At 64.1% G+C, this 16,597-nt stretch carries 15 protein-coding genes; 5 read left to right on the top strand and 10 right to left on the bottom strand.

Annotation, left to right across the window (positions count from 1 at the left end; translation table 11 throughout):
* Positions 1–6 precede the first annotated feature (6 nt).
* From ACT2BZ_RS05855 to hemP, 3 genes are read right to left on the bottom strand one after another with little or no spacing between them, the layout of a single operon-like run.
* Positions 7–909 (bottom strand): heme/hemin ABC transporter substrate-binding protein, encoded by a 903-nt coding sequence (locus tag ACT2BZ_RS05855; RefSeq protein WP_457939909.1) that lies wholly within the window; start codon positions 907–909, stop codon positions 7–9.
* Complete coding sequence (locus ACT2BZ_RS05850) at positions 906–1,961, bottom strand: hemin-degrading factor (protein WP_457939908.1); 1,056 nt, start codon at positions 1,959–1,961, stop codon at positions 906–908. The genes ACT2BZ_RS05855 and ACT2BZ_RS05850 overlap by 4 nt, the downstream gene beginning before the upstream one ends.
* Positions 1,962–1,970: 9 nt before the next feature.
* Entirely contained in the window at positions 1,971–2,180 is a 210-nt protein-coding gene (gene hemP, locus ACT2BZ_RS05845; RefSeq protein WP_457939907.1) for a hemin uptake protein HemP, read from the bottom strand.
* Positions 2,181–2,379: 199 nt separating this feature from the next.
* Here hemP and ACT2BZ_RS05840 point away from each other — a divergent pair, with 199 nt between their 5' ends.
* The 4 genes from ACT2BZ_RS05840 (at position 2,380) to ACT2BZ_RS05825 (ending at position 7,079) form a co-directional block, all read left to right on the top strand.
* Complete coding sequence (locus tag ACT2BZ_RS05840; protein WP_457939906.1) at positions 2,380–4,572, top strand: TonB-dependent hemoglobin/transferrin/lactoferrin family receptor; 2,193 nt, start codon at positions 2,380–2,382, stop codon at positions 4,570–4,572.
* An 8-nt stretch (positions 4,573–4,580) separates the two neighbouring features.
* On the top strand, positions 4,581–5,015 hold the full coding sequence (locus tag ACT2BZ_RS05835) for a hypothetical protein (RefSeq protein WP_457939905.1): 435 nt from the start codon (positions 4,581–4,583) through the stop codon (positions 5,013–5,015).
* Positions 5,016–5,019: 4 nt separating this feature from the next.
* Positions 5,020–6,567 (top strand): TonB family protein, encoded by a 1,548-nt coding sequence (locus ACT2BZ_RS05830; RefSeq protein ID WP_457939904.1) that lies wholly within the window; start codon positions 5,020–5,022, stop codon positions 6,565–6,567.
* 107 nt (positions 6,568–6,674) lie between these two features.
* Positions 6,675–7,079, top strand: coding sequence for a hypothetical protein (locus ACT2BZ_RS05825; RefSeq protein WP_457939903.1), 405 nt, complete (start codon positions 6,675–6,677; stop codon positions 7,077–7,079).
* A gap of 24 nt (positions 7,080–7,103) precedes the next feature.
* Here ACT2BZ_RS05825 and ACT2BZ_RS05820 read toward each other — a convergent pair whose 3' ends face one another.
* From ACT2BZ_RS05820 to ACT2BZ_RS05790, 7 genes are all read right to left on the bottom strand, one after another.
* Positions 7,104–8,480 carry an FGGY-family carbohydrate kinase gene (locus ACT2BZ_RS05820; protein ID WP_457939902.1) on the bottom strand — a complete coding sequence of 459 codons (1,377 nt, stop codon included), beginning with the start codon at positions 8,478–8,480 and terminating at the stop codon, positions 7,104–7,106.
* Positions 8,477–8,794 carry an L-rhamnose mutarotase gene (locus ACT2BZ_RS05815; RefSeq protein WP_457939901.1) on the bottom strand — a complete coding sequence of 106 codons (318 nt, stop codon included), beginning with the start codon at positions 8,792–8,794 and terminating at the stop codon, positions 8,477–8,479. The genes ACT2BZ_RS05820 and ACT2BZ_RS05815 overlap by 4 nt, the downstream gene beginning before the upstream one ends.
* Positions 8,794–9,804 (bottom strand): ABC transporter permease, encoded by a 1,011-nt coding sequence (locus tag ACT2BZ_RS05810; RefSeq protein ID WP_457939900.1) that lies wholly within the window; start codon positions 9,802–9,804, stop codon positions 8,794–8,796. The genes ACT2BZ_RS05815 and ACT2BZ_RS05810 overlap by 1 nt, the downstream gene beginning before the upstream one ends.
* Positions 9,801–10,778, bottom strand: coding sequence for an ABC transporter permease (locus ACT2BZ_RS05805; protein ID WP_457939899.1), 978 nt, complete (start codon positions 10,776–10,778; stop codon positions 9,801–9,803). The genes ACT2BZ_RS05810 and ACT2BZ_RS05805 overlap by 4 nt, the downstream gene beginning before the upstream one ends.
* On the bottom strand, positions 10,775–12,319 hold the full coding sequence (locus ACT2BZ_RS05800) for a sugar ABC transporter ATP-binding protein (protein ID WP_457939898.1): 1,545 nt from the start codon (positions 12,317–12,319) through the stop codon (positions 10,775–10,777). Before ACT2BZ_RS05800 ends, ACT2BZ_RS05805 begins: the two co-directional genes overlap by 4 nt.
* Positions 12,320–12,406: 87 nt before the next feature.
* On the bottom strand, positions 12,407–13,402 hold the full coding sequence (gene rhaS, locus ACT2BZ_RS05795) for a rhamnose ABC transporter substrate-binding protein (RefSeq protein ID WP_457939897.1): 996 nt from the start codon (positions 13,400–13,402) through the stop codon (positions 12,407–12,409).
* A 55-nt stretch (positions 13,403–13,457) separates the two neighbouring features.
* Positions 13,458–14,264, bottom strand: a complete 807-nt coding sequence (locus tag ACT2BZ_RS05790; protein WP_457939896.1) for a DeoR/GlpR family DNA-binding transcription regulator — start codon at positions 14,262–14,264, stop codon at positions 13,458–13,460.
* 190 nt (positions 14,265–14,454) lie between these two features.
* On the opposite strand from ACT2BZ_RS05790, the gene ACT2BZ_RS05785 reads away from it, so the two are divergent.
* On the top strand, positions 14,455–16,557 hold the full coding sequence (locus ACT2BZ_RS05785) for a bifunctional rhamnulose-1-phosphate aldolase/short-chain dehydrogenase (protein WP_457939895.1): 2,103 nt from the start codon (positions 14,455–14,457) through the stop codon (positions 16,555–16,557).
* Positions 16,558–16,597: the final 40 nt, after the last annotated feature.

Below are 16,597 nucleotides of genomic sequence, written 5' to 3'. Positions count from 1 at the left end.
GCGCGTTCAGTTCCCGAGGTCGCCGCCATAAAGTGCCGTGGCGAGGTCGCGAACTGCACCTGCCGTGCGCGGCCCGAAGCCGAGCAGGTAGGACGCATCCATATGAACCAGGCGCCTGGCCTGTCCGGCGGGGGTCGATGCGATGGCCGGGAGGGCGAAAAGCTCAGCCTCGTTCAGTGTCCGGTCGCCGCCGCGGTCCATCATCAGGATCACGTCGGGGCGGGCGAGTATCGCCGCCTCGTCGGAAAGATGCTTGTAGCCCGAAAACCCATCGACCGCGTTGATCGCTCCCGCCATGGCGATGATGCCCGCCGCCGATGTGCCGCTACCGGCCGCGAGCAGCTTTCCGCCCTGGGTCGACAGTATGAAGAGCACCCGCTTTCGTTCCGTGATCCCGGCGGTCATCTGTCCGGCGGCGGCAAGGTCGGCGTCGACCCTCGCCGCCAGCGCATCGGCCCTTTGTTCCGTGCCGAGTGCTTCACCGACGACGCGGATCTTTTCGAGGATGCCCGCCCGGTCGAATGTGTCGGGCACGATGATCATCGGCACGCTGGCCTTGGCCAGCACGTCCATGGCCTCTTTCGGCCCGCTGCCCTCCAGCGCCAAGATGCCGCTCGGGTCGACCGACAAGACGCCTTCCGGCGACAGCGCACGCATGTAGCCGACATCGGGAAGCGCCAGCGCGGCATCCGGGTAAACGCTTGTCGAATCACGTGCGACCAGCCGCTTCTCCTCGCCAAGCGCGTAGACGATCTCGGTGATGGACCCGCCGATGGCCGCAATTCGGGAGGCGTCCTTGAAACTCGCGGATGCTTCCTGAGCAGCGCCTGCTGTCACGCCGGCAGCCAGCAATATGCCTGCGAGGGAAGCGCGCCTGAGCACGCACGAGAAAGACGTCGCCTTGCTCATCCTGCAACCGCCATCGTCTCGGTGCGGGGCAGGTTCTCGACCAGAAACCGCCAGTCCTCGCGCTCGCCTTCGCCCTCGTGACGCTTGCCGAAGAACTGGATGATCATGTCGTTATCGGCGCCATAGGCCTCGATCGAGGTGACATGGCCGTCCTTGGTCGGCTTGCGCACGGCCCACAATTCACGGACGTGATCGGTTCTCAGATGCAGATGGAACGTCTCGTCGAGAACGTTGAGCCACGGCCCCATGGTCTTGATGTTCTTGACCGGCCCGGAGTGAATCTGGATGCAGCCACGATTTCCCACGAAGCACATGACGGGCATGTCGCCAGCGGCCGCGTGGAGGAACATGGCGGCCAGCGCCTCGTTGTCCAGCCGCCATGAATAATCCGGCCCGACCATGTTCACGGCCTGGTGCCGAGACAGGTTGAGCGTCTTCAACATCCCGAAGAACTGGTGCACATCGGTCATCCGGCCCCAGCGTTCGCGCAGTTCGGTCGCGCTGGCCCTGCTCTCCGGCGTCGGGCTGGGCTCCACCCCCTTGAGGTCGACAGTCGCGGACTGGTCGTTGGAGAGAAGCCGCTCCACCAAAGCGTGATAGGCAACCAGTGCGGAGGCCGGACGCAGATGGACCTTGTGCACGGCATCGCCTGCGTCGTCGAAGAACTGCAACGAATGGCGGATTTCATCGCCATCGCGCTTCTCGACGGCAAATCCATGCGCCCAGACCTTTGGAAAGATCCGCAGGTCGATGTCTTGGCCCAGCACCATGGCATTGTGTTTGCCGGTCACCACCTTGTCGTAGACGCCGATCTTCTCGTGCACGGCGCTCTCGTTGCGCGTCAACGCCATGACTTCCCCGACCGCTTCAAGGCCGGTCAGCAGGTCGTCCACGCGCGGCTCGATGCGCCGGACGCTTTCGCCGCAATGTGCAGCCACCAGTTCTGCTTCCGAGATGCCGAGTTGCAGGGCGAGATCACGCTCCCGCATCTTCGGATTGTCGTACCGTGCAGCCCGGATTTCGTGCGGCGCTGGCTTAACGCGCTGATCCATTGTCGTCCCCTACTTGTTGAGAATGAGCTTGCCCTGACGGGTGATCTTCAGACGGTAGAGCGCGCCGGCGTGATGAATGCCGATCTCGTAGAGCCCCTCGAAGAGTGCGTCGCTGGAAACGGTTTTCGGCGGCGTCCCGGTCTGCTGATGGCGCGGATGCTGGTCGGGGCCCTCCCGGCGCGGCCGGAGGCGGAATTCATAGGGATTGTGCGCGTTCATCTCTCTTCCTTTCTTGCCCTGCCGGCGAGCAAGGCCTCTTCGGTCAGACTTCGAAAAGTTATATTGACTCGAATAGTCATGTTTATTATCCAGTGCAATACCGGAGTCAATGACTCAACATTTAGTACTCCGGATTTTTGCAATCCGCGAGCGAGCGCCATGCCAGCCAGCATCGAAGTCAGACATTTGGAGTTGGGACATGGGGTTGGTCGGGCGCGATATGGCGATACTGCTGGGCAGTGTCGCATTGGTGGTGTTTTCTGGAGGAGCGGTCAGAGCGCAGGTGCTGGAACCGGACACACCGCTGCTGGTCGACCAGACCAGCGACGAAGCAACGGTTGAGGCCGCAGCAGCTTCGCAGCCGGCAAGGCAGATCAAGGGTGCGACCGCGCTCGATCAGATCACCGTCGTCAGCCGCACTGACGAGACTGCGATAGAGACGATGGCTTCGGTCAGCCATGTCGATCAGGAACAACTCGAGAGACGCATGGCGACGACGCCGCAGGGATTGCTGTTCGGCGTTCCGGGAGTGGCCATGCAGTCCGACGCCAACCGGTCGGCCTCGAGCGTGAACATTCGCGGCTTGCAGGATTTCGGCCGCGTTGCCGTCATCATCGACGGGGCGCGCCAAGACTTCCAGCGCTCCGGCCACGGCACCCAGTCGATGTTTTGGCTCGATCCGGAACTCGTCCAGCAGGTCGACGTAATCCGCGGGCCCGTGGCCAACACCTATGGCTCCGGCGCGATCGGTGGCGTCGTCGTCTTCGAGACCAAGGACGCCGAGGACTTCCTAAGGCCCGGTGAGACCTGGGCGGCCTCGTCGACCGGACAGTACGAGTCCAATGGCGATGGCTGGACCACCAGCGCGACCGGGGCCTACCGCTTCAACGACGCCGTGGACGTGCTCGGCAACTTCGTCTGGCGGGACTATCAGGACTACTCGGACGGCAACGGAGATGACGTCGCCGGCAGTGGCTTCGATGTGCTCAGCGGGTTGCTCAAGGCAACCATCCGGCCGACTGACACGAGTGACCTCAAGCTCGGCTGGATCGGTTCCAGCGACAGCTGGACCGAAGGCGGAGACACCTACTCGCTGGATGCCGATCAGAACATCTTCACCGGGCGCTACCATGTGACCGACGAAGACGAAAGCTGGCTCGATCTCCACGTCAACGGGTCGTTCGGCCGGACAGGTCTCGACCAGACCTACCTCACCGATGTTGCCCGCTTCGATTCCCAGACGGGTCTGCCTATCGTCGTTCCTGCCGGCGCGCAGACGACCTACGATGTCGATACCTTCGGTCTGGACATCTGGAACACGTCGCGCTTCGACACCGCCTCCGTGTCGCATGTACTGACCTATGGCGGCGACTGGGTCGCCGACGACGTCGTCACGGCCAGCCCGGAAGGCGGCATGGATATCTACACGCCGTCGGGCAAGCGTCGCGTCGCGGGCGCCTACATCCAGGAGCAGCTGACCTGGGAGTGGCTCGAGGTCGTCGGCGCGCTGCGCTACGACAGCTACAAGCTCGACAGCGATGTCGGCGAGACATCCGGCGACCGCCTGTCACCCCGCATCACGGTCGGCGTCTCCCCCTTCGAGCAGATCGGCCTGTCCGGCCTGCAGGTTTACGGCACCTATGCGGAAGGCTATCGCTCGCCGTCCCTGTCGGAAACGCTGATCAGCGGGCTGCACCCCAATGGCGTCGTCTTCCCGTTCCTGCCGAACCCCAATCTCAGGCCGGAAACTGCAAAGACCTGGGAGGCAGGACTCAATTACCAGGCGGACGGCATCATCGCCGGCGATGACAGCCTGCGTCTCAAGGCGGCCTACTACACCAACGATATCGACGACTATATCGGCGGCACCGAGATTTCGATCTTCGAGGGGAATCCGGACTGCCCGTTCTTTCCCCCGCCCTACTACCCGACCATTCCGACCTGTTTCCAGTATCAGAACTTCGCCAACGCCAGGATCAACGGCTTCGAACTGGAAGGACTCTACGATGCTGGCTGGGGCTTTGCCGGCCTGACACTCTCGGTCATCGACGGGCACACGGTCTCCTATGACGGCGAAGTCGAGGATCTGACGACCATCCCGTCATCGCAAGTGACCGGCCAGCTCGGTTTCCGCTTCATGGAAGACAGGCTGATTGTCGGCGGCGAGGTGCAGTACAATGGCGCTCCCGCGGGCAGCACGGTCGCGAAGGACTACACGCTGGTCAATCTCTTCGCCAGCTACCAGGCGACCGACGACCTGAAGTTCAACTTCCGCGCCGACAACCTGTTCGATGTCGACTACACCAACCCGCTCAACGCATCGACCACGACCGTCATCTACGAGCCGGGCCTCTCGGTGAAGCTGGCCGCGTCGATGCGGTTCGGAGGCTGAGCGCCGGCATGAGGATGGGTCCTTTCCTTGGTCTTCTCACCGTGGCGGTCGCAGTCGCCACGGTGCCGCAGGCGTTCTCGGAAGAGCCGGCTCCGTCCGTTCTCACTCTCGAGCTCAATAGCCTGCAGCCCTCCGACAAGGGCTGCCGGCTGACCTTCGTGGTGAGCAACAGGCTGGGAGCGGAACTCACGAAGGCAGCCTTCGAGATCGCCCTGTTCAACGAGGCGGGGATCGTCGACAGGTTGACGGTTCTCGACTTCAACGAGCTTCCGGCCGGCAAGACCAAGGTCGCGCGGTTTGATCTCGCCGGTGCCGACTGCGGCAAGATCAGCCGAGTGCTGATCAACCATGCGACCGAATGCGTGGGTGCCGGAATAGAGCCGGATGCCTGCCAAAGGCGCCTCGAGCCAGAGACGAAATCTGGCATCGCGTTCGGCATGTGAAGCCATGCCGCCAAGCCTCGAACCCGCTTTCGCCCCGGGTCGTCACCACTGGCCGCTGGCTGGACTGGGCACGGGCGGCTTCGAGCCAGATGTCCCGGATCTGACAGTTCCGGCCGGCGTACTGGAGCGCGGGGGGCGCGACTTCCCCGACCGGCTGTTCGTCGCGAGGATCGATGGCGACATTGTTTCCAGTCCCGCCGAACCGATGGGGCCGCCGCCGGTCGTGGTTCGTGGCTGGTCCGCCAAATGGCGTCTGGCGCTCGCCGCCTCCTGTCTCCTGCACGCGGCTGCCGCAATATCCTGTCTGAACCTGCAGAGTGAGGCCGTGCTGATCGAGGGGGCAGAACTCTCCGGCATCGCCTTTCACGGCAATGCTTCGGAAGATCAGATGTCCGCAGGCGAATTATCCAGGACGAGCGAGCCGGCCGTCGAAGTCACCATGATCACCATGATGGAGGCCAGGCCGGTCGACACGACGGAGGCCGAGATGTCGCCCGCCAACGAAATCGCCGAGGCCGTCCATGTCGTCGAGACGGAAGGGCCGGTTGTCGAGCGGGTTCAGCCTGAGCGTGTTGCCGTGGCACGTCCCGTCGCCAGTTCCGATGCGGTGCCTGCCGAGACCGTCACCGCGCAGGCGGCGTCCGCCATGCCTCCGGAGCCGGCCGAGCCTGTCGAGACGATAGTCCAGCCGTATGCGCCAGGCGCCGAGCCCGCGCTGGAGATTCTCGCGACCGATCGGTCAGAATGGGTCGCCGACGACCCGGCCCTAAACAAGGTGATCGAACCCCGCCCGGCCGAACCGGTCGAAGTTGTCGAGCGCGATGTGCAGGTGGCGGCGGAAACCGCCCATGCACCAAGCGCCGAAAGCGTCGAGCCGACCGAGCCGGCACAGCCCGACAGCAAGCCTGAAGCGACGGTATCCGAGACAACTGAAGCGCCGATTTCGTCGCCCGTCGGGCCAGACAGGATACAACCGATCGAAGTAAAGTTTGCCGAGGCCTCCGAGATCCTTGCAGCCGTCACATCTCCACCCCTGCCCGAGCCGAGGCCGGAGATCGTCGAGCTGACCGAGCAGGAACCGGCACGGCGCCCCAGGGAAGTGGAAAAAGGCAAGAAGGCTGAGCCCAAGCCTGCTGCGAAGGCGAAGAAGGCCGGAAATGGCGGCAGCAACCAAACCGATTCCCGGCGCGGCCAGGCCGATGGCCGGGAAACCGGGCAGGCTGCGTCGAGCAGCAAGGGCGGCAAGAGTTCCGCCGCGGGCAACGCCGCCTTGTCCAACTATCCGGGCAAGGTCGCCAGCAAGTTGCGTCGCGCTCTGCGCTACCCGGCGGCGGCGAAGCGCCAGCGCCTGCGTGGTCAGGTGCGCGTGAGTTTCGTGGTTTCAGCAGGCGGCGGGGTCAGCGGGATCCGCGTCGTTGCGAGTTCCGGATCGTCGATCCTGGACAGCGCTGCGATCGAGGCCGTGCGCCGCGCTGCACCCTTTCCGGCCATCCCTGCCGGTGCCGGCCGCGCCAGCTGGCCGTTCACCGTGCCTTTGGCGTTTTCGCGCTGAACGGCCGACCCACCAGGTTTGGTGCAGTCGAGTTCTTGCGCATCAACTTCTCCATAGCGCAGGTGATGGAGATCGTTGCGTGGCCCGATGCAAGCGTGCGCACATGAGTGCGCGGCCTGGGATGGAATTTTGCCGACCCCGGGTTCGTTCTGACGCGCCTGTTCTTTGATGCGGGCATTGCTCCGGTTTTGGACCGGAGCGACGCAAATCGGGTTCACGTCTTCGTCACCGGATCTCGGATCTGGGTTGCCGCGACATCACGCGCGAACCCACCACATGCGCACCAACAGCGGCATTGGTTTCATCCCGCAGGGCCGCGAAATCTTTCCGAATCTTTCGGTGAAGGAAAACCTGCAAATGGGGCTCCTGCGGCTCGCCAACAAAAGCTCGACTTCACAGAAGCGCTGGTAGACAGCACCTTCGTCATCCAGCGCGGCAAGATCACCGGCTCGATCTCCTACGAGGATCTCGCAGATGCGTCCGTAGTCAACGAGTTTGTCAGGCTCGGATAACACCAACCACAGGGTGGGCTCGCGTCAGGGCGTAGCTCGCCGAACGGCCGCATTCCATTGCCGAGCGTATGACTGCAGTTCGCTATGGTGTCCGCTAGTCTGCACCATCCTGCCTGGCATCATCCCGCAGACTCCCGTCAGCAAGAGAGCGGCGCCAAGACTCGTCCCTGTCGAACTCCGTTGAGCGGCAACGGGCATTCCAGTCGCGGCGGCCAGCATCGCAAGATAGGCGCCGTTTCCGGCAAACGGGCCCTCGACGACAATCTCGCCGTCTGCCCCGACAAGGTCGAGGCAGGTCGCTGTCATCAGCGCCAGGTAGAAGCTCGCCGCGGTCCGCCGCTCAGGACCCATCGGCTCGGCCGGATGCCAGGCGAAGGGTCGTGCTGGAAAGGGACCGGAACCGCTGCTGACAGACGGCAGCAGCATCACGGATCCGGATAGCACCGCGGACCAATCGTCGTCGGTGGCGTTTCCGGCATCCGGTACCAACCGCTCAAACTCCCGCCCGCCCATAAAGCGCGCCGAGGGAACGGGATCGCCGAAAGCGTTGACGTTGACCAGCGTATCGCGTGCCGGGTCGAGGGGTGTCGTGCGGCCGCCGACCGCCATCGAAACCACCCAGGTGCCTGTCGATACCACCGCGAACGGGGCCTTGCGCGTCACCAGATGTGGCAGCAGCGACGCATTGGAATCATGGATGCCGCAGGCGACGGGGGTTTCTGGATCGATGCCGGTGCGCGTTGCTATCTCCGGAAGCAGCGAGCCAAGCATGTCTGCCGCGCGGCGCATTGGCGGGAACAGGCGGCGCCAACCCATCTCGCCGACCAGCGTGGAGAAATCGCGTGCATGCGGGTTCCAGAGATCGGTGTGGCAGCCCAGTGACGTGACTTCGCTCGCTGCAACGCCCGTGAGTTTCATCGTCCAGAACTGCGGGTAGGTCAGGATTGCCCGGGCCTCGGCGAAGGCGTCGGAGAACCGCTGTTGCTGCCAGAACAGCTGCGCGCCAAGATTGAGCCCAGCCGGCAGTGCCGGCGATCCGGTCTCCGAGAACGGCGCCCGCACCCTCCCATAGGCGTCGCGCATTTCGTCCGGGCCGTCGAATTCATAGTCGAGGACCGGCAGCACGAGTTCGCCCCGAATATCGACCAGCGCCGCTGTTGCGCCATGTGTGGTGACGGAAACCGCATCGATCAGGCTCCCGCGCCGCAGTGCCGCCAACCCCTCGAGCACAAATGTCCAGATCGCATCGACATCGTGATGCGGGTACGGCCCGTCGCGGCGAACCCGGTTTGGCTGGGTTCGCGAGACCAGCTCACGCCGCGTGTCGAGATCGACCAGCGCCACCTTGGCGTTGGTCTTGCCGATGTCGACGACGGCCACGTGGCGGATGGCACTGGTCATTTCATGTGGAACACGGTTTCCAGGGGTACGGCCACCGGCTCGTTGTCGGGCCTTGTCTGCATGATATCCGCCATGTGCGCCCACCATTTGCGCATCACCGGATGGTTCGGCAGATCGGCCATCGTGTGCCCGTCCCTGCGCCACAGCACGCCGAGCAGCGAATAGGTCTCTTGGTCAAAATGGATCGAATAGTCCGATACGCCGGCCTCGCGCAGCAGCGCTACGAGGTCCGGCCAGATTTCATCGTGACGCCGAACATATTCGTCCCTCATGCCGGGGTTGAGCTGCATGCGGAACGCGTATTTCTCGGCCATCACCCTGCCCGCCTTCCCTTGATGCGTCTCCAGACGATGGGCAGTGCGATGACGGTTATCAGCAGCAGTCCGATGAAGATGGACATGACGATGCCCGGCACGTTGAGCAGGCCGAGGCCGAAGGTCACCAGCCCCATGATGAAGGCGGCGAGCACGACGCCCATGATGCTGCCGGCGCCGCCGAGGATCGAAACGCCGCCGAGCACCACCATGGTGATGACCTCGAGCTCGTAGCCCTGCGCGATCGAGGGCCGCGTCGAGCCGAGCCGCGAGGTGATCAGCACGGCGGCGATGCCGGCCATCAGCCCGGTCAGGCAGAACAGCACGAACTTGATGCGCCCGACGCGAACGCCGGAATACTGCGCCGCGACCGGGTTGTTGCCGATGGCGAAGACGCGCCGCCCGAAGCTGGTGCGGTGCAGCAGGAAGCCGTAAACAATGGCCGCCGCGAGGAACAGCACCAGCTCGAACGACACCACCCACCAGACATAGTCCTGGCCGAAGAAGGCGAAGCCTGCCGGGTAGCCCTTGTAGGCCTGGTCGCCGAGAATGATGAAGGCGATGCCGCGGAACAGGCTCATCGTGCCGATCGTCACGACGATCGACGGCAGGCCGAACCGGGTCACCAGCAAGCCGTTGAAGGCGCCGCAGGTGAGCCCGGCGGCGATGCCGATCGCCACCAGTCCCGGCGTGCCGACGCCGGCCTGCACGGCCATGCCCATCAGGGTCGAGGCGAGCGCGACGATGGCGGCGACCGACAGGTCGATCTCGCCGGAGATGATGAGCAGCGCCATGGCCAGCGCGATCAGTCCCTTCTCGGTGAAGTTGAAGGTCAGGTCAGACAGCGACCAGGCGTCGAGGAAGTAGGGCGAGGCGAGGCTGTTGGCGACGAAGATGGCGACCGCGACCAGCACCAGCAGCGCCTCCCAGGAGAACACCAGCGAGACCAACGGCCGGTCGAGCCGGTCGGGGATCTGGCGTGGCGCGATGGTGTCGCTCGTTGTGCTCATGCCGCTTCCGCCTTCCTCAGGATTATGCGGCCCTGCTTGCGTTCGCCCCGCGCGTTGAGCGCGACGGCCAGGATGATTGCGCTGCCCGAGATCGCCATCTGCCAGAAGGGCGAAATGTTCACCACCGGCAGCGCCGATGCGATGATGCCGAGGAACAGTGAGCCGAGCACGGCGCCGCCGACGGAGCCGATGCCGCCGGCTATCGAGATGCCGCCGATCACGCAGGCGGCGATGATGTTGAGCTCGTAGCCGTTGGCGACCTCCACCGAGGCGATGACGTAGCGCGAGATCCACAGATAGCCGGCGAGGCCGGCGACCAGCCCCGAAATGCAGAAGGCGATGAATTTCGTCCGCCCGACATCGATGCCGGCATAGACCGAGGCGGTCGGATTGACGCCGACCGCGTAGATCGAGCGGCCGAGTGCGGTCCGGGTCATCACCAGGAAGAAGAGGGCGATGACGATGATGGCGACCCATGACAGCACCGGGATGCCGAGGATCTGCGCGCGCTGGAAGCCGATGAAGGCCGGGCTCATCTGGTCGGCATTGACCCAGGCGCCGCCCGACAGCACGAAGGTGGCGCCGCGAAAGATGGTCAGCGTGCCGAGCGTCACCACGATCGAGGGAATGTCGAGCTTCCAGACCAGCAGGCCGTTGATGGCGCCGAGCACCAGCCCGACGGCAAGCGCGACGATGATCAGCAGAGGAATGGGGATGGCCGGAAAGGCGGCGTTGAGCATCGCCACCGCCATGCCGGTGAAGCAGAGGTTGGCGGCCATCGACAGGTCGATCGAGCGCGTCAGGATGACCACCATCTGGCCGAGCGCCAGGATCATCAGGAGTGAGGTGTCGTTGAACAGCTGGGCCAGGTTGCCGGGATGGGCAAAGCCGGCGAACCGCGATGAGACGAGGCCGATCATCGCCACGATTGCCGCGGCGAGCCAGACCTCGCGGTTGTTGAGCAGCGCCTTCATGCCGGAACGATCCCCGCCGCCGTCTCGACCAGCCTGACGGCATCCAGCCCCTTGTTGTCGAAGATGTCGGCAATGCGGCCCTCGCGCATGACGACGACGCGGTCGGACATGCCGAGGATCTCGGGCAGTTCGGAGGACACCATGATGACCGAAAGCCCCTCGGCGACGAGTTCGGCCATGAAGCCGTGCACGGCCGCCTTCGAGCCGATGTCGATACCCTTGGTCGGCTCGTCGAGAATGATCACCTTGGGCGCCGTCGCCAGCCATTTGGCGATGACGATCTTCTGCTGGTTGCCGCCCGACAGCGTGCCGACATCCTGGCTGAGCGAGGCGGCGCGCAGGTCGAGGCGCTGCGTGTAGGCGCGCGCAAGGTCGAACTCCTGCTTCAGCTGCAATACGCCCGACGACGAGGTCCGCTTCAGCGAGGGCAGCGACACGTTCTTGAAGATCGGCATGCCGATCACGACGCCCTGCTTGCCGCGTTCCTCCGGCACGTAGACGATGCCGGCATCGATCGCATCGGCCGCCGACTTCGGCGCGATTGTCTTGCCCTCGAGCGCGATCTGGCCGGCGCTGGTCCGGGTGATGCCGAAGATCGCCTGCATGACTTCGCTGCGACCGGCGCCGACCAGGCCGTAGAAGCCCAGAATCTCGCCTTTGTGCAGGTCGAAGGAAATGTCGTCGAACTCGGTGGGGTGCGACAGCTTCGAGACGCTGAGGACCGGCGCGCCGATGTTGGCCTCGCGCCGCGGAAAGATCTGGTCGACCGCGCGCCCGACCATCATCTGCACGATCTCGCTCTGGTGGGTGTCTGCGAGCAGCCCTTCGCCCACCATCTCGCCGTCCCTGAACACCGTGTAGCGGTCGGCGATGCGGTAGATCTCGTCGAACTTGTGGCTGATGAACAGCACCGCCTTGCCGTCGCTCTTGAGAAACTCGATGAGCAGGAAGAGCTCCTCGATCTCCTTGGCCGAAAGGGCGGCCGTCGGCTCGTCCATGATGACGATCTGCGCGTCGATCGACATGGCGCGGGCGACCGCCACGAGATGCTTGTTGGCGATGCCGAGGTCCCTCAGGCGCGCGTCGGCGTCGATATGGCCGGCCCGCATCGTGGTCAGGACTTCGCTGGCATTGGCGCGCATCGTCTTCCAGTCGATCGTGCCAAACCGCGTGCGCGGCGCATGGCCAAGGAAGACGTTCTCGGCCACCGAAAGGTCGTCGAACAGCACCGTCTCCTGGTGGATCGCGGTGATGCCGTGCTCGAACGCCTTGTGCGCGCTCGAAAGTTCGACAGCCTTGCCGTCGATGCTGATCTCGCCTGCATCGGGCTGGTAGATGCCGGTCAGGATCTTCACCAGCGTCGACTTGCCCGCCCCGTTCTCGCCGATCAGCGCCGTCACCTGGCCCGGATAGAGCGACAACCCGACATCGTGCAACGCACGAACACCCGGAAAGCTCTTGCTGATATGGGCAAGCGTCAGGCGTGGCGCGAGGGAAGGGCGGACGTTCTTTGCTTCTGGCGAAAGGGCTGTCGTGTCCATCTTGTCCGCTCCAGGCCCTGCAGCTTCGCGGTCGGAGGCTGCGGCGAAGCCTGATGCTTCGCCGCCCCGGTCCGAATTATACGCGGATCAGTAGATCTTGGAGAATTCTTCGATATTGCTCTTATCGAAGGTGAAGGGAGCGGCCATTGCCGCCGAGTTGGTATCGTCGAGCGTGACTTCGCCGACGCGGCCGATGGAGAGCTTGGCGCCGGGCTTGGCCTCGTCCTTCTTCACCGCCAGGTCGTGGGCGAGATAGACGGCCGAGTAGCCGAGGTCGATCGGGTTCCACAGCGCGACAGCCTGCGACGCGCCGTTGTCGATGAACTGCTTGAACTCTGAGGGCAGGGCCAGGCCGGTCACATTGACCTTGCCGATCAGGCCTTCATCCGTCACCACCTGCGCGGCGGCAACGACGCCGACCGTGGTCGGAGCGATGATCGCCTTGAGGTTGGGGTAGGACTTCAGCAGGCCCTTGGCCTCGTCGGTGCTCTTGGCCGAATCGTCATCGCCATAGACGGTGGCGACGAGGTTGATGTTGGGGAATTTGCCCGGCAGTGCCGCCTTGGCGGCCTCGATCCAGGCATTCTGGTTGGTCGCGGTGGAGGATGCCGACAGGATCGCCACGTCGCCGCCCTCGGGCAGGTAGTCGGCTGCGAGCTTGATGATGGTTTCGCCGATCAGGTTGGTGTCCGACGGGTTGAGGTGCATCTGGCGGCCTTCCGGGGCCACGCCCGAGTCCCATGAGATCACGGTGATGCCGCGTTCCATGGCCTTCTTCAGCGCCGGAACCAGCGCGTCGGCGTCATTGGCCGAGATAGCGATGGCGTCGACCTTCTGGGCGATCAGCGCATTGACCACTTCGATCTGCGCCTCTGCGGTGGCCTTTGTCGGGCCGGTGTAGATGATGTCGACGTCACCGAGTTCCTTGGCGGCTTCCTCTGCCCCCTTGTTGGCGGCGTCGAAGAAGCCGTTGCCGAGCGACTTCACGACCAGTGCGATCTTGACGTTCTCCGCATGGGCCGCGTTGGCGAACATGGCAGCCGAAAGCGCGGCGGCGACCATCAGTTTCTTGACAATATTCATTCTGTAATTCCTCCCTTGTGTTGCATTCCATCACCACCGCGGCCTGCGATTTTCCTCACGCCTGCAGCGAAGATTCTTCCCTGCCCGCCAGGCCGCGCGCCACGATGAGCGACACGCCGGCTGTCTCGAGCATCTTTGCCTCCCGGTCCTCGATACCATCGTCTGTAATGACGGTAGCGATCCGCGACAGGCCGCACAGGATCAGGCTGGAGCGCAGCCTGAACTTCGACGAGTCGACCAGGACCACCAGTTCGTCGGCCTGGTCGATCAGCTTCTGCTCGGCCTGGATGAGCAGCGGATCGCCCTCCATCAGGCCGAGCGGTCCGAGGCCCTGCGCGCCCATGAACATGCGCCGTGCGTAGAAATTGCGCGTCACGTCATTGTCGAAGGGCGACAGGATGATGTTCTGCTCGCGGTAGACCGTCCCGCCGGACACCATCACGGCATTCTTGGAGTGCTTGAGAAGGTGTTCGGCGATCGGAAAGGAATTGGTGAAGATCGGCATCCGGCGCAGCGCCAGGAAATGCACCATCTGGAAGGTCGTGGTGCCGCCATTGATGATGATCGGCTCGCCGTCCTTGCACAGTTCCACCGCCTCGCGCGCAATGGCGCGCTTCTGCGCGGCGTGCAAAGTTTCGTTGACGGAAAAGGGCCGGCCGGCAAGGCCGATGAACTGGGGTGGCGAGATCGCCTCCGCGCCGCCGCGTACCCGCCGCAGGCGCTTCTGGACGTGCAGCGCGGCGATATCGCGCCGGATCGTCGCCTCGGACGATTCCGTGAGATCGACCATCTCCTGCACCGTCACCACAGGCTTTTCCTGCACGGCGGACAGTATCAGACGATGGCGTTCTTTCTCGTGCATGGTTCCTCCCCTGCCTGGCCATCTAGACGTGCAAAAAGATCAGTGTCAATCATTTCCAGTCAGATATTTTCATTGTGCAGTGCGGTATGATCGAAATTGATCGTTTGTGATTGACAAGCTTCCGGCCGCCATGTGAATTTGCGACCAATGGCCGGCGCCGCGACGCCTGCCAAACGGGAGGTTTCAAGTCATGCTCGACAAGCGCGCCGGCGCCCGCCTGGCCAATCTGTGGGACGACGCAAGAGCGTCCGCGATGAGCGAGCCCGAACGCCTGGTCTATCGTTCGAACACGCTCGGCTCCGACAAGCGTGTCACCAACTACGGCGGCGGCAACACCTCCTCGAAGGTCTGGCAGGACGACCCGCTGACCGGCGAGAGTGTCGAGGTCCTGTGGGTCAAGGGCTCGGGTGGCGACAGCGCCTCGCTCAAGCTCGATGGCCTTGCGACGCTCTACATGGACAAGCTGCGCGCCCTCAAGAAGCTTTACCGCGGCGTCGAGCACGAGGATGAGATGGTCGGCTACCTGCCGCACTGTACCTTCGCCCTCAATCCACGCGCCGCCTCCATCGACACGCCGCTGCATGCCTATGTGCCGCACGCGCATGTCGACCACATGCATCCCGACGCCATCATTGCGGTGGCCGCAGCAAAGGATGGTCGCGCCATCACGAAGCAGATATTCGGCGACGCGATCGGCTGGCTGCCGTGGAAGCGGCCCGGCTTCGAACTCGGCCTGTGGCTGGAAAAGTTTTGCCTGGACAATCCCGAGGCGAGGGGCGTCATCCTCGAGAGCCACGGCCTTTTCACCTGGGGCGACACGCAGAAGGAATGCTACGAAAACACCATCGCCACGATCAACCAGGCGATGGACTGGTTCGAGAAGATCAGCGCCGGCAAGGCCATCTTCGGCGGCGCCGTCGCGCAGTCCCTAGATGCGCCGGCGCGTCGCGCCATTGCAGCGCGGCTGATGCCGAAAATCCGCGGGCTGATCTCGCAAGGCGGCGGAAAACTCGGCCATTTCGACGATTCTCCTGCCGTGCTGGAATTCGTCAATGCGGCCGATTTCCGGCCGCTTGCGACTCTCGGTACGTCATGCCCCGACCATTTCCTGCGCACCAAGATCCGGCCGATGGTGATCGAGTTCGACCCGGCAAAGCCCGACGTCGAGGCGGTCATCGACAGGTTGCCGGCCGACATCGAGGCCTACCGTGCCGGCTACCAGGCCTACTACGACCGTTGCAAGGACTCCGACACCCCGAAGATCCGCGACCCGAATGCCGTCGTCTATCTGATGCCGGGCGTCGGCATGTTCACCTTCGCCGGTGACAAGGCAACGGCGCGCATCTCCGGCGAGTTCTACGTCAACGCCATCAACGTGATGCGCGGCGCCTCGAGCGTCTCGGACTATGTCGGCCTGCCGGAGCGCGAAGCCTTCGGCATCGAATACTGGCTGCTCGAAGACTTGAAACTGCAACGCATGCCCAGGCCGAAATCATTGGCCGGCAAGATCGCGCTGGTTACCGGCGGCGCCGGCGGCATCGGCCGGGCAACCGCGACGCGTCTTCTGCGCGAGGGAGCCTGCGTGGTGCTGGCCGACATCGATGGCGCAGCGCTGGACAAGGCGACAGCCGAGCTTTCGGCCGCGCATGGTGGCGATTTCGTCCGGCAGGCCCTGATCGACGTCACCAGCGAGGATCAGGTAGCGGCGGGCTTTGCCGAAATGGCGGTCGAGTTCGGCGGCATCGACATTCTGGTTTCCAATGCCGGGCTCGCCTCTTCCGCGCCGATCGAGGACACCACCCTGGCGCTGTGGAACAGGAACATGGACATCCTGGCGACCGGCTATTTCCTGGTCAGCCGCGAAGCCTTCCGCCTGTTCCGTCAGCAGGACATCGGCGGCAACGTCGTCTTCGTCGCCTCTAAGAACGGCCTTGCCGCGTCGCCCAACGCGGCAGCCTACTGCACGGCCAAGGCCGCCGAGATTCACCTCGCCCGCTGCCTGGCGCTGGAAGGGGCGGAGGCCCAGATCCGCGTCAACGTCGTCAATCCGGACGCCGTGCTGCGCGGCTCGAAGATCTGGACGGGCGAGTGGAAGGAACAGCGCGCGGCGGCCTACAAGATGTCGACCGACGAGTTGGAGGAGCACTACCGCTCGCGCTCGATGCTCAAGCGCTCGGTGTTTCCCGAGGACATTGCCGAGGCGATCTATTTCTTCGCCTCGGAAATGTCGGCCAAATCAACGGGCAACATTCTGAACGTCGACGCGGGAAACGCGCAGAGCTTTACACGCTAGCAGCCATCCGGCTGCGATCGGGTGGAACCAGGGGAGGGGT

Source organism: Mesorhizobium sp. 10J20-29, assembly GCF_054130485.1.
The sequence above is the reverse complement of the archived record's forward strand: the minus strand, read 5'-3'. Positions and strand labels throughout refer to the sequence as shown.